12 protein-coding genes and 1 pseudogene are annotated in these 13036 nt (G+C 44.4%); 3 read left to right on the top strand and 10 right to left on the bottom strand.

Annotated features, from left to right (window positions below; all coding sequences use genetic code 11):
• Positions 1 to 27 precede the first annotated feature (27 nt).
• The 8 genes and pseudogenes from B9Z54_RS04515 to B9Z54_RS04480 all read right to left on the bottom strand — a co-directional run bounded on the left by B9Z54_RS04515 (position 28) and on the right by B9Z54_RS04480 (position 9033).
• Positions 28 to 462: an HAD hydrolase family protein gene (locus B9Z54_RS04515; RefSeq protein WP_162785087.1), complete on the bottom strand. Its 435-nt coding sequence runs from the start codon at positions 460 to 462 to the stop codon at positions 28 to 30.
• A 278-nt stretch (positions 463 to 740) separates the two neighbouring features.
• Complete coding sequence (gene rluF, locus B9Z54_RS04510) at positions 741 to 1448, bottom strand: 23S rRNA pseudouridine(2604) synthase RluF (RefSeq protein ID WP_113927307.1); 708 nt, start codon at positions 1446 to 1448, stop codon at positions 741 to 743.
• A 151-nt stretch (positions 1449 to 1599) separates the two neighbouring features.
• The gene (locus B9Z54_RS04505; RefSeq protein ID WP_113927306.1) at positions 1600 to 3246 is read right to left on the bottom strand and encodes an L-lactate permease; all 1647 of its coding nucleotides are present in this window, start codon (positions 3244 to 3246) and stop codon (positions 1600 to 1602) included.
• 235 nt (positions 3247 to 3481) lie between these two features.
• On the bottom strand, positions 3482 to 5428 hold the full coding sequence (locus B9Z54_RS04500) for an ABC transporter permease (protein WP_113927305.1): 1947 nt from the start codon (positions 5426 to 5428) through the stop codon (positions 3482 to 3484).
• Entirely contained in the window at positions 5415 to 6179 is a 765-nt protein-coding gene (locus B9Z54_RS04495; RefSeq protein ID WP_113927304.1) for an ABC transporter ATP-binding protein, read from the bottom strand. The genes B9Z54_RS04500 and B9Z54_RS04495 overlap by 14 nt, the downstream gene beginning before the upstream one ends.
• A 100-nt stretch (positions 6180 to 6279) precedes the next feature.
• Positions 6280 to 7284, bottom strand: a complete 1005-nt coding sequence (locus tag B9Z54_RS04490; protein WP_113927303.1) for a sensor histidine kinase — start codon at positions 7282 to 7284, stop codon at positions 6280 to 6282.
• Positions 7281 to 7968, bottom strand: a pseudogene (locus tag B9Z54_RS04485) (response regulator). Before B9Z54_RS04485 ends, B9Z54_RS04490 begins: the two are co-directional and overlap by 4 nt.
• A gap of 207 nt (positions 7969 to 8175) precedes the next feature.
• On the bottom strand, positions 8176 to 9033 hold the full coding sequence (locus B9Z54_RS04480; RefSeq protein ID WP_113927302.1) for a dimethylarginine dimethylaminohydrolase family protein: 858 nt from the start codon (positions 9031 to 9033) through the stop codon (positions 8176 to 8178).
• 290 nt (positions 9034 to 9323) lie between these two features.
• Here B9Z54_RS04480 and folE point away from each other — a divergent pair, with 290 nt between their 5' ends.
• Together folE and B9Z54_RS04470 are read left to right on the top strand one after the other, a co-directional pair.
• A complete protein-coding gene (folE, locus tag B9Z54_RS04475) occupies positions 9324 to 9938 on the top strand; it encodes a GTP cyclohydrolase I FolE (protein ID WP_481747780.1) in 615 nt (204 codons plus the stop codon).
• A gap of 47 nt (positions 9939 to 9985) precedes the next feature.
• On the top strand, positions 9986 to 10756 hold the full coding sequence (locus tag B9Z54_RS04470) for an SDR family oxidoreductase (RefSeq protein ID WP_113927300.1): 771 nt from the start codon (positions 9986 to 9988) through the stop codon (positions 10754 to 10756).
• A gap of 386 nt (positions 10757 to 11142) precedes the next feature.
• Here the strand turns inward: B9Z54_RS04470 and B9Z54_RS04460 are convergent, their stop codons facing one another.
• On the bottom strand, positions 11143 to 11781 hold the full coding sequence (locus B9Z54_RS04460) for a vanadium-dependent haloperoxidase (RefSeq protein ID WP_240189800.1): 639 nt from the start codon (positions 11779 to 11781) through the stop codon (positions 11143 to 11145).
• A complete protein-coding gene (locus tag B9Z54_RS25530; RefSeq protein WP_240189799.1) occupies positions 11736 to 12038 on the bottom strand; it encodes a hypothetical protein in 303 nt (100 codons plus the stop codon). The genes B9Z54_RS04460 and B9Z54_RS25530 overlap by 46 nt, the downstream gene beginning before the upstream one ends.
• A 155-nt stretch (positions 12039 to 12193) precedes the next feature.
• Between B9Z54_RS25530 and B9Z54_RS04455 the strand changes: the two genes are divergently transcribed.
• A complete protein-coding gene (locus B9Z54_RS04455) occupies positions 12194 to 12898 on the top strand; it encodes a Dps family protein (protein WP_113927298.1) in 705 nt (234 codons plus the stop codon).
• Positions 12899 to 13036: the final 138 nt, after the last annotated feature.

Genomic DNA, 13036 nt, shown 5'->3' with positions numbered 1-13036 from the left:
CTTCTTCTGCTTCTTTGGAATAGGCATTTAACGCCTTTTGTGTTTTTTTAGGTGTTCCTTGTCTTCCGGGTCTCCGTGGACCGACTCGACGGTTCCCATGGATTCCTTGGTATCATCCCATTCAATGAGTCCATCATAATCTTGTTTTTGGCTGATCTTAATCAGTTTGTCTTTTACGTCATCAGACACTACGAAGTCTTTATCAAGCTCCCACTTTTCTACATCCGGCCCTTTTCCTTTTATGGCTCCATGCTCCGCGACGCAGAATAGGCCTGACCAATCTTCCTCCTCATCCAAGGAAGAAAAGATATTGTCAGCCAGCCATTTCCTGGAGCGGCCGGTGATGAACGCGAGATGTTCGTTTTGTTTGTGCAGCTTCTCGATTGTATGTAATACCTCTTCACTGGGACGGGCATGTTCATCTGTCAGAACACCGTCCACATCAAATATATAGAATGTCATAGCAGCCTCCTTTGTATAGTAATATGTATACCCTTTTTTCAGGAAAAATAGAGTGAACTTAGTGAAAAGGTGACTATTTTTTGTTGACGGGGCGTTAGTGAGCGGAGCGGGGTACATCAAATCCGAAAAACCCAAAGATGTGTCCCTCGGAAGGTAAGCGAGGAACATCAAAATTAAAAAAACCAAAAAGGATGTCCCTCGCAGCAAGAGCAAGGGACATCAAAAGGGTCACAAAATATAATCAAGCTCATCATACAGCCTAACTCACGAAGCCCGCCTTACCATTCCTTCGGCTCATAATCCAGGTCACTGAATAATTGCTTTTTCTCTTTTTTGGAAAGGTCGCGCCACTGGCCTACGGGGAGATTACCTAAGTGGATATTCATGATTCGTACCCGCTGGAGCCGGAGTACATCATAACCCAGAGCTTCACACATGCGGCGGATCTGTCTGTTGAGCCCTTGTGTCAGGATGATTTTAAAATCAAACTTGGAAAGCTGTTCCACCTTACAAGGGAGGGTCTTGGTCCCCAATATCTTGACGCCTTCAGACATCTGCTGCAAAAATTCAGGGGTTATAGGCTTGTCTACAGAAACGTTGTACTCTTTTTCATGCTCATTTTCCGCACGGAGAATTTCGTTGACGATATCTCCGTCGTTGGTCATCAAAATTAAGCCATCAGAGTCTTTATCAAGCCGTCCGATGTTGAAGATTCTTAATGGGTGGTTAACAAGGTCAACGATGTTGCCTTTCACATTTTTTTCAGTGGTGCTTGTGATTCCGACCGGTTTATTGAGTGCAATATAGACATTGTTCCGGGCAACACGCAGCTGCTGGCCGCTTACCCTGATATCGTCACCTGGTTCAACCTGATCGCCGATTTTCGCTTTTTTGCCATTGATCGTGACTCTTCCTTCTTCAATGAGTCTGTCAGCTCCCCGCCGCGACGCTTTTCCGGCTTCACTGATAAATTTATTTATACGCAATTCGAACACACACCTTCATCTGGGTCATTGTAGCTTAAGAATACCCAATTACAGCCTTGTTTTCAAGAAACGCCTCTAAGGGGTAACTGGTAAGAGCTCTCAGTTTAAACTAAAAAAAAGCTCCCTTCCTGTTGGAAGAGAGCTTGAAACGTTAAATCAGAAGCAGAAACCCAATCACACCGGCAAGCAAAGCATAGAAGAGCATTGGGATCAAAGTCATCCGGATGATGGTTCCCTCTTTTCCTCCGAGGTTCACAACAGAAGCAGCCGCGACGACATTCAAGACGCAGATCATATTCCCCCAGTTCGCGCCAAGAACTTGCAGGGCAAGCACCACTCTGGTATCCACTCCGATACTATCTGCGACACTGAACTGAAACAGGGAGAACATCATGTTGCTGAAAGTGGCGCTTCCTGAGATGAATGAGCCGAGTGCCCCGATAACCGGGGCAGCGAGCGGCCAGTTGCCGCCGATCACTTCGGAAACCATTGCGGCCAGTTCCATTGGCATGCTGTCCAAGTCAGCCAGGTTCACCCCGGAATTGATGAAGATCCTGACCATCGGGACAGCGGTTCCGAGGGCAATAATGCTTCCCCCCATAGTTTTAGCAGACTGACTAAATGTTTTTCTAACAAGCGAACCATTCATTTTATGAAAGAGAATGGTCAGAGCCACGACGAGGATAAAAATAGATCCCGGGAGGTACAGAGGTTCAAAGGAGGTACTGATTTCTGTCCCCAGAATGGAGGCCCATTCAACTTTCACTTCCCTGAGCCACCCCTTCACAGGGAGGAAATCAAGTCTGGTCAATACCAGGAATACCGCGACCAGCAGATATGGAAGCCACGCCAGCAACAGCGGCATTGTTTTCTCTGCTGTCAGGGGTTGAATGTTTACCGTCTCTGATGGAGTGTCTGAGAAATCCCAAGGTTTGTCTGGCAGCAGAAATCCTCTTTTAGCAGCTGGCACCACAATCGCGAGTCCAACCAGTCCCCCTATGATGGAAGGGAATTCCGGGCCGAGAAGGGTCGCCGTCAAAAAGGCCGGGACTGTAAAACTTAGACCCGTAAAAATAGCAAACGGTAATAGTTCGGCTCCTTCCTTCCAAGAGCGGTTTTCTCCAAAAAACCTGGTCAGCATCATCACAAGGATGACGGGAATGAACGACCCTATGAATAAGTCAATGAAAACGGCTGTGCTGGCAACTTCCTGCAGAAATTGGTTGATGGACATATTGCCCAAGCCATTCTCTACGATTTCAGCCAATGACACTCCCTCGTTAAGTCCTTGTTTAACCCCTACGATCATCGGGGTTCCGACGGCTCCAAATGAAACGGCTGAACTGTCTGCTATCAAAGCTAGGGAGACGGCTGCCAGAGGAGGAAACCCCAAGGCGACAAGTAAGGGAGCCCCTATCGCAGCAGGAGTACCGAAACCGGCTGCCCCTTCGATAAAAGAGCCAAAAAGCCAGGCTATGATGATGAGCTGAACACGCCTGTCTGCGGATATCTGTGTGAATCCATGACGAATGGAGTCGAGGGCGCCGCTGTTGGAGAGTGTGTTCAGCAGTAAAATCGCCCCAAAAACAATCCACAAGATGGAGACAGAGATAAGGATTCCCTCTATTGCTGCGGCTGTGATTTGGACAGCAGGAACCTTCCAAACAAAGAAAGCTAATAGTGCTGTGGCGGCTAAGCTGATGGGCATTGCCCGGGAAGCGGGCATGCGCAAAATGACGAGAAAAACAAACACAGCTAAAACCGGTGTCAATGCGGTAAGGAGTTCAAATATATTCATAGTTGTTCATCCCTTTTTTATGAGGTGATTGATTATATCCTTAGTATACGATGAGGTAGTTGAAAAGTATGTGGATTATTTGTGAAATATTTCACAAACTATATAAATATATTTACAAGTAATAAGAGTGATAGTTTAGAAGAAGTCCAGTACCAAAGATACTTGTATAAAATGATGGGCAAAAACAAGGTGTGAAAAAATAAAAACCCCAGTCGCAATAACTGAGGCTTACATTTTATAAAGCTTCTTTAATTACTTTTTTATAATACAGAACAGACAATACCCCAAATATCGAATAGAGTGCTGTATAAAGCCCCATAACGATGATCATCGGTGTCCATAACTCGGTGCCGAATAAAAACCATCCTGATTTAATGGCAAAGTAGCTGTGAAGCAGCCCTGTAACCAGAGGAATTCCAAAATTGTATACCTGCTTCAGTTGGATTCCTTTCAGGAGATCGCTTTGGGTATAACCAAGTTTTCTCAGGATCGTATAGTGCTGGCGTTCACTTTCACTCTCATCCATTTGTTTGAAGTAGAGGATGCATCCGGAGGTGATCAGGAACGTCAGTCCCAGGAATCCGACAATGAACATGACGACGCCCATGGTTTGCTTTTGTCCGGTACTCATCGCCAATTGTGAGTCATTGCCGCCTTTTTCGGCTAGATCTGTCTCATTGAAAAGCTCATTTGCTTCCTCTATTTGAGAACCATCCTTGATTTCAATACCAATGTAAAGAGAAGAAGGCCTTTGAATTTCCAGATCAAGATCATTCTTAAGGCGTTCAAAGATGGATTCGTCCACCACGGCAACAGGAACACCGCCGGCAGTAAAATACCAGGAGACGTAATACTCTTTTTCTATTCCCAGATATTTTTGTGGGATTTCAACAGAATTGCCGAGTAATGTCACGCTCCCTGAATCCTTTAATGAGAGGAAGGACTGTACCAAATCATTATATCCAGTAAACACTACCTCATCTTCCTCAAGCTCGATCCCCTCTGCCGACCTTTCACCTATCACAGGAAACGCTAATTCTTCCGGGTTCATGTTCATCTCATTAATTGTGGATTCAATGATTTCAGAAGCGTCCAAATTGACTTGAAGCACCTCGATTGTTTCTTCAGTGAAGGAAATCTCGTTCTCCCCCAGCAGGCCTTTGAACTGCTGTGCTTCTTCCACAGTCGTAAATGTAAAATCTGCCGGGACGTTGCTTTTCGCCAATTTCTCAGCTGAATAATACGAAATATAGCTCAGAGAAAGCAGTCCGATGGCAAGCGCAGATACAGTAGTGATAATAGTCAAAAGAAGAGCGTTTGATTTCATCCGGAACATGATGGATGAAAGGGACAGCACTTCATAGATATTTAAATAGCCGTTCTTTCTGTTTCTGATCAGGTTGGCGATGAAACGGACAGACCCTTTGTAAAAGAAGTAAGTCCCAATGATGACAGATGCCAGGATGAAGGCCATTGCTGAGAATAATTGATTAATCGTGTTGAAATCTCCACCAAATAACTTGGAAGAAATATAGTATCCCGAAAGAATCAGGAGCAGACCGAGGATGCCCATGAGAACTTCCCAGACAGAGATTTTCTTTACCCTTTCCTCTGTCGAAGAGACTACGTTAAATAACGAGAGGATGCTCTGCCTCTTGATGAATGTATAGTTCATAAGCATGATCAGAAGGTAGATCCCCGCAAAGACGATCAAGGTCTGGATCAAGGCGCGTTCGGAAAAGTGAAGGGCGGCGATGGCGTCGACTCCGGTCACTTTAAACAGGACCATGATGATCAGCTTTGAAAAAGAAAAGCCGATGAAGATTCCCGCAATGATGGAGCCGAAATAAAGAATGAAATTTTCAACGCTCAAGAGGCGGAAAATTCGTCCTTTCGTCATTCCAATCAATTGGAACAGTCCGATTTCTTTGCTGCGTCTTTTGATAAAGATATTGTTGGCATAGAGCAGGAAAATCGAGACAATTGCCACAAGTAAGATCGATGCGGCCCTCACTGCCGCTGCCCCTTTTATCGATCCTTTAGTTTCATCCATTGAGGGATCAAATTGCAATGTGACAAACGCAAAGTATAAGGCCACACTAAAAATCAAGGCGAAAACATACAGATAATAGTTCTTAAGGTTTTTCTTCAGGTTGCGGAAGATAAGATCATTCATGCTCATACTGAACACCGCCTAGTACCGCCTGGGTCTTGATGATATCTTTGAAAAAGCTCTGCCGGGATTGTTCCCCTTTTATGAGCTGGGTATAAATCTGTCCGTCTTTAATGAAGATGACTCTGCTGCAGAAGCTTGCGGCAGTCGGGTCATGAGTGACCATCGCAATGGTCGCCTTTCTTTTTTGATTCAAATCGGCAAGTTTATTAAGAAGGTCGGAAGCGGATTTAGAATCAAGGGCCCCAGTCGGTTCATCGGCAAAGATGATGCTTGGTTCATGGATGAACGCCCTTGCCGCGGAGGTGCGCTGCTTCTGTCCTCCTGATATCTCATTAGGATATTTATCTTTAATATCGAAGATTCCCAGTTCTTCCCCTAGAGCCTTGAATCTTTGCTCAGCTTCCTTCCGGGGTGTTTTTGTGATGGAAAGAGGAAGCAATATGTTTTCTTTGACCGTCAGGGTGTCGAGCAGGTTATACTCTTGGAAGATGAACCCTAAGTGATTCTTACGAAACTGAGCAAGCTGCTTTTCTTTAAGTGAGGTCATTTCATTGCCGTTGATGGTAATGCTGCCGCCACTGACTTTATCAATGGATGACAAGACATTGAGCAAGGTAGTCTTTCCGGAGCCGGAAGCCCCCATGATGCCGACAAACTCCCCTTCCCCGATTGAAAGGTCGATCCCTTTCAGTACTTCCTGTTTATTAAATTTATTTCCGTAGTTTTTTTGGATTTTGATTGCTTCTAAAATATTCATCGCTTCAAACTCCTTTTGATTGATACTTTAATTATAGTAAGGGAGAGAGGGAATTTCCTTCGAATCATCTAACAATAAGCAAAAGCATGTGACAGTTTTGTCACATGCTCGTGATGGTTATGAAATCATTTTCCTTGGGGAAGGTCAGAGTGAAAGTGGTCCCCGCCCGAGGTACTGATTTCACATGCAAATCCAAGTGGAGAGGTTCGGCTGCCTTTTTGGCAAGGTAAAGTCCCATTCCGGTGGAGGCACTGTCTTGATGAACAGTCGTAGAGGTAAAGCCTTTATCATAAATCCTTGGAAGGTCTTTTGGATCGATCCCCCTTCCGAAGTCCTGGATTCTCAAAATGACATTGCCGTTTTCATGATGACTGTTAATCCTGATGTCTTCTTGATCACTGTATTTTACCGCATTGGATAAAATCTGTCTGAGAATGAAGGCAAGCCATTTGCTATCGCTTAAAACTATGCCAGCCTTTAAATCGATGTCAAAGCCAATCCCTTTTTGAATGCACCAGGATTGAAGCATCTTGATTTCACCATAGAGGAGTTCTTCCAAGCTGGTCTTTTCTATGTAGAGATCACTTTCAATAAAAGATATTCTCTTTTGATGAAGCTGCTGGTCCAGAAGAAGGTGAATCCTCAGCCATTCGTATGTCAAGGAGGCCTTCAATGGCTGATCACCGATTCTGCCAATGATCAGGTGCATGGCCGTCAGAGGTGTTTTCACCTCATGAATCCAGGAAAGGAGATCATCCTTTTCCTGCTCGAACATCAGTTGGTTGTGGGAAGCTGATTTTCGCAGCGCTTCGCTTTGTCCAGCCAAGCTTTCTTCAACGATTTTTTCAAACGGGCTGCTGCCATTGACGAGGGTGGAGGGGTCAAGGTCATCTTCGCGCTCAGTCAATTCTTTATAAAACTTGGTTTCTTTGTTGTATCGAATGGCAAGAAAGATAGAAAAAACAAGCAGAGCTAAGAAGGCGAAATACAACACGGGCGTGAGCGGGATGGACGGATCAAGATATGAGACAAAGATCAGGAAGGCCAGTAAGAAAAGATTGAGGGAAATCCAACTGAGTCTTTCTCTTAGAAACAGCCGGATCATTGGTTGTCCTCTTCCTTAGCGATATATCCCTGGCCGACCTTTGTTTGAATGAAGCTCCCCAGACCGATATCCTGCAGGTGCTTTCGCAGCCGATTGACATTGACGGTGAGGGTATTGTCACTGATGAACCGTTTATCATCCCATAAGCTTTCCATTAATTTTTCCCTGCTGACAATCTTGTTTTTTCTTCAATTAGAAGCTTGAGGATGAAGATCTCATTTTTCGTCAGCTCAATAGCGCCCGACTCATTGGATACCGTGTTTTTTCATAATCCACTGTCGCCCCATTCCATGTCTTGAGATGGATGCTTTCCGTATTATAGTTGTACACCCGCCGCAGAGTAGCCTGAATTTTGGCGACCAGCACCTCAAAATGAAAGGGCTTTTGAATGAAATCATCTGCTCCGAGCTGCATGGACATGACCATGTCTGTAGGATGATCACGGGAGGATAAAAAGATGATTGGCACATTGGAGTGCGAGCGTATCAGACGGCACCAATGAAAGCCGTCAAACTTGGGAAGCTGGATATCAATGATGACCAAGTCGGGTTTAAGCTCAGTGAATTCCTGAAGGACCAATGCAAAATCACGGATTCCGTGAACTTCATAGGACCACTGAGACAAACGTTCTTTGATTTCTTGAAATAAAGTTAAATCGTCTTCTATAACGAGAATGTTAAACAATGAGTTCACCACCCAGTCGACCTGATTTTACTTGATTATAACAAAATTTACCGGACAGCTATAGAAGAAATGGAACCAACAAAAAGCAGGGATTATGAATTCCCTGCTCAAAAGGCTGATTTTAATGAAAATTGGATAGTGTGTGAAGGCAGCGGACAGGCCTCCTCAATGCGGAATACTGTCGCACCCAAAACAAAGCTTGATTTCTCAGCTTTCCCTCAATATCGGAAGCGAACAGCAGCGGAAAGAACCGCCCGATTTAATGATCTCGGTGATGTCTACTTCCAATACATCAAAACCTCTATCGCGAAGCTGTTTGTTGACTTCCTTGTTAACAGGAAGGCTGAGGATTTTTTTATTCCCGATAGACAATAAATTGGTCCCAAGAGTGAACTGTTCTTCTTTGGAAACATCGATGAGTTCGTAACGTGATCCAAAAAACTCAATGTCCTGCTCAGTCAGGGCCTCGCGGAAAATAATTGCTTCTGTCGGTGATAGGACATTGAAGACACAGTCTAAATGCAGATATTCCGCTTTGAACTTGATGCCTTTTACTTCATAATTCGGCATAAGGCTTTGCAGGTGATCGACCGAGCTTTGAGTGGTTCTGTCGCTGAGACCTACATATACAGTATTCCGGTCGATAACAACGTCTCCGCCTTCGATTCTGTCTTCAGCAAGATTGTAATAAGAGAGATCCTCATCTTCGAGCCATTGCTTCAGTACTTCCTCTTCCCCTCTCCGGGCCTCGCTGGCCATCCTTGCGACAAATACTGTCTGACCTAATGTGAATCCGATATCCCTGGTGAAAACCTGCTCATGGTATTTTTTATGATAGGGAAGCAGAGCTACTTCCACACCATTTTCTCTAAGAGTTTTAACAAACTCGCCATGCTGTTCAACGGCTTTGTCTATATGTATGCCCTCATCCTTGAATTTCTTCTGGGTTTCATTGATGACATCACGGATCGTCATATAATGAGGCTCACATAAAATGACCCGCTTTAACGTATCATACTCGCTGCCGCAGTACGTCCTGTATTTTTCTTGAGAATCTGTACTCATAAGAACTCTCCTCTTAAATTGTATTTACCCTTAGGATAGACTGAACGAGGAGATAATATTTATCTTTTTTGGCTCTTCAACACTTTAAATCACTAAGAGGGTCTGTTCCTTTTAGTGCTTTAAAGCAATAAAATGGCTGGTAATGTTTTTCAAGAGTATACTGACTATCAATGGTTGTTTGAATTTGTGATATAGTATGTATAACATGAAACCGTAAGTTTGATGCTTAAGGTTTTATTTCATAATAGAGAGTGGAGAGATTTATTATGTTAATGACCGAAGATCAATTTATGCTTCAAAAACTCCAGGATTTGTTTAAAGGAACATCTGGAGATATAGATAAAGATATCATCAAAGCACACCAATATATGGATGGAATCAAGAATTTGATTGAAATTTGCGGTGATGACCCGAACCGGGACGGGCTGCAGGAAACACCCTTCCGAGTACTAAAAGCATTCCTAGAGTATACAGAGGGCTATCGTGAAGATCCGAAATCTCATTTGGAAAAAGTATTCGATGTCGACCATAAGGAATTGGTTATGGTGAAGGACATCGAGTTCTACTCCATGTGTGAGCATCATTTCGCACCTTTCTTTGGTGTCGCTCACGTAGGATATATACCGGATAGGAAAATCACGGGCCTATCCAAAATCGGCCGCCTGGTCGAAGGGTATGCCAAACGTTTCCAGGTACAGGAAAGGCTGACGAATGAAATCGCCAAAGCTGTCGAAGAGGTCCTTGACCCGCAAGGTGTGATGGTTGTGGTTGAAGCCAAGCATATGTGCATGTGCGGCCGCGGCATCAAGAAGTCGACTGCTTCTACAACGACAACCGCTGTAAAGGGGATTTACGCAGAGAAGACGGAGAGCAGGATGGAATTTCTATCCCTTTTGAATAGATAGCAGAGGGAAAGACTTAAATGACAATGTCGATAGCGCAGGTGAGAATAATGAGACACGCAGTGATCACTGCAGGTTCCAAAGGGCTTGGAAAAAAGGTGACCGAGCAATTCCTTAAGCGGGGCTGCTCTGTTACGGTCAATTTCAGAAGCGACCTTGAAAGGGTTGAACAGTTGAAACAAGAGTGGGCTCCCTATCTTGAGCAGCTTCAGTTTGTTCAAGGCGATATCACCAAAAAGGAAGATATCAGAAACATTATTGATCAGGCTATGGGCCGATTTGGCCGCATTGATTATCTCGTCAATAATGCCGGGCCTTATATTTTTGAGCGCAAGAAGCTGATTGAATATGAGGACCATGAGTGGGAAGAGATGATCAACGGGAATTTGACAGCCGTTTTCCATTTTCTGAAGCTCGCTGTACCGATTATGAGACAGCAAAAATTCGGCAGGATCGTCAATTATGGCTTCCAGGATGCCGAGCATTCACCTGGGTGGATCTACCGTTCGGCCTTCAGTGCAGCGAAGGTGGGCCTGGTTTCACTAACCAGGTCCATCGCCTTGGAGGAAGCCGAATATGGCATCACAGCAAATATGATATGCCCTGGTGATATCAGGGGGGAAATGAAGGAATCTTCAATCGAAACGGCCAGAGGGTTGAAGGATGATGTGACCCCCATTGGCAGGTCGGGTACAGGGGAAGATATCTCACGCCTCGTCGGCTTCCTGTGTGATGAGAACTCGGATCTAATTACCGGAAGTGTCATTTCGGCCTCAGGAGGCATCAATGTTGTCAGCCGTAACGGGCTGCTGCATTCATGAATAGTAAAAGGCTCTTTTCAAAACTTTGCTGCTATTTGATACAAATTTCGAAAAAAGATCCTAATTGACCTTAGGAATAATATGTTGATAATGTAAAAAGATCCCGCATCTGTATTGAGAGCGGGATCTTTTTTATGTGTAGAAGCGGTCCTGGTTTACAGGGAAAACTGGTAAATGGAAAGATGATATCCCTCGCTCCGCAAGCCGCTTATAAAAAACCAAAAGATTGGATTGTTGCTTTGGAATCCCCAGAAAAAGTGTGCCACATCCTTAAAGTCATGCTGCCGAAATCAATATTCATAGCTTGCTGCTGCGCGGCGGATCTACTAAGAATTCATAAATGAAAGGAATAGAAAAAGACCCCCTGCCAGAAGGTCTTAGGATGCTTAATTAAGTTTCTTAAGAAACGGCTTTGGGGCATCAAGATTCTTTAGCTGCTCCTTCTTTCCGCTAACCTCCTCACCGATAACTAAAGAAGAGCAATCAGGTGGAAAATCATAAGGGATGAATTGACGATAATCTTCAGGAAGAAGGTTGGCATTGTTATAGTCTCTGGATATCATTCGTGGATCAAAGCCTCGCTGGCCTTTTACATGATTGATGACGGATCTTCCAATCGTCCTGCCCAGTCGCAGCCCCTCGCTGTTATCTGAAGGAAAGTGCACGCCTCCATAAAGCCTGCTGACTGCATCATCCTCTGCAATCTTGTTCAACTTGCGTGCTTCTCTAGGGAAGAAATAACTCAATACAGTTTCTGAACAACCTGACATGACGGCATGCCCGGAAGGATAAGTCGGGAAGCGCGGTGTACAAATGAGTGTTTCCATTGTCTGGTCATACTGATCGGGCCTTGCCACATCCCACTTATACTTCAGGTCCCAGGTGACGACCATGGCATCATTGACAGCTCCTTGGACGTAAGCCAGAATCTGGGCTGCAGCAGTGGGTGAGACGTTATAGGTATCGATCAGCCGGTCTATTACAGGTGTCCATTGTTTTGTGGGAACTCCGCTTCCATAATACACGGCAATCTTTTTTGTTCTGCAGTCAAATTTTTCAAGGTTCTTTTCACCACTTTGAGCTCTCTGTCAAAATCAATGACAGCAGGGTGCAGGAGGGCACGTTCAATATCCCTCCCCTGAGGTGTAAGAATGTCACCATTCGGCTGCCTTTCTAAAAAAATCAGCGGCCAGGTGCCTGCAGAGGGTGTAACGGGATCCCGCGGAGGCCTGTTTTCCCCCGCATAAGGGGTTTCAGACCATAATAAATAAGGTTTTTCCATTTAGATTCACCTCCTTTCCCTATCCTATGAAGTGGGAGTCATTTGGGAGTAGGTTAGAATAACGGATTGTCTAAAAACTATGAAAAAACCTGAATAAATAAGGTACTGCATATGGACAATAAAGAAGTAAAAATTCCTGGAAAAGAGGTAACAAGATGCAGAACCATGATAATCAAGGATTTTCCCATGATGAATTCAAGCTTTCGAAATCAGGGTTTGACCCGAACATGCCTGGCCATAAGAACCAGCATTCAAAAGAAATGATCTTAAGGCAAGAGCCTAGAACTGCCAGAAAAGAAGGAAGCGGAATCAGCCTTCCTTATGAAACCCGTCTGGAGATGGGATTGATGCTGGATGAACATCTGTGTGCTTTAAACGTCGCGTTACATCAATACACTAAACATCATTGGCTCACAGAAGGTGCTGAATCATTTGGAAGCCTTCATCATATCCTGGATGAACATATCGATGTAACAGAGAAGCACATCGATATGGTAGGCGAGCGTGTCGCAAGGCTGGGTGTCGTGCCTACTGCCCATCCTGTTACACAGCACGAAATTTCATATATAAAACACGAAGTAGAGGGCCGTTACACAATGAGGGATTACCTTCGCAATGACCTCGAACATGAGATCAAAATTCAGGGCATGATGAGAAAAACGATCAAGCGCGCGCATGAGTTGAATGACTTTGGAACCGTTCAGGTACTGGAAGAAGTCCTCTTGAAAAGAGAAGACTTTGGATACCATATTTGGAGCCTGCTTGAGGATGATACCTTGGTCCGAGGCATGACACACCTTTTGGACGGCAGCCAGGATATTGCTGACAACCGCCATTTAAACGACAATCTTCCTAATTAGTCTTAATTGGAGAGGGCTTTTTTGACCTTTTTATAAGGTTGTTTTCTCATATATTGTTGCTTCCGGAAAAACCAAGTTCTTCACTTTTCTCCGATTACCAAGGTTTTTCTCGCTAACCGGAGGGAAGAGCTCTTTTTT

This window comes from Bacillus sp. P14.5 (assembly GCF_003316765.1).
Classification (GTDB): Bacteria; Bacillota; Bacilli; order Bacillales; family Bacillaceae_B; genus Rossellomorea.
This window is presented reverse-complemented; position numbering and strand designations above follow the sequence as displayed.

Bases quoted from the DNA above. Each gene is read 5' to 3' on its own strand.
- B9Z54_RS04495 (WP_113927304.1), bottom strand. From the start codon at position 6,179: ATGAATATTTTAGAAGCAATCAAAATCCAAAAAAACTACGGAAATAAA.
- B9Z54_RS04500 (WP_113927305.1), bottom strand. From the start codon at position 5,428: ATGAGCATGAATGATCTTATCTTCCGCAACCTGAAGAAAAACCTTAAG.
- B9Z54_RS04490 (WP_113927303.1), bottom strand. From the start codon at position 7,284: ATGATCCGGCTGTTTCTAAGAGAAAGACTCAGTTGGATTTCCCTCAAT.
- B9Z54_RS04505 (WP_113927306.1), bottom strand. From the start codon at position 3,246: ATGAATATATTTGAACTCCTTACCGCATTGACACCGGTTTTAGCTGTG.
- folE (WP_481747780.1), top strand. From the start codon at position 9,324: ATGCTTCAAAAACTCCAGGATTTGTTTAAAGGAACATCTGGAGATATA.
- B9Z54_RS25530 (WP_240189799.1), bottom strand. From the start codon at position 12,038: ATGGAAAAACCTTATTTATTATGGTCTGAAACCCCTTATGCGGGGGAA.
- B9Z54_RS04515 (WP_162785087.1), bottom strand. From the start codon at position 462: ATGACATTCTATATATTTGATGTGGACGGTGTTCTGACAGATGAACAT.
- B9Z54_RS04455 (WP_113927298.1), top strand. From the start codon at position 12,194: ATGCAGAACCATGATAATCAAGGATTTTCCCATGATGAATTCAAGCTT.
- B9Z54_RS04470 (WP_113927300.1), top strand. From the start codon at position 9,986: ATGAGACACGCAGTGATCACTGCAGGTTCCAAAGGGCTTGGAAAAAAG.
- B9Z54_RS04480 (WP_113927302.1), bottom strand. From the start codon at position 9,033: ATGAGTACAGATTCTCAAGAAAAATACAGGACGTACTGCGGCAGCGAG.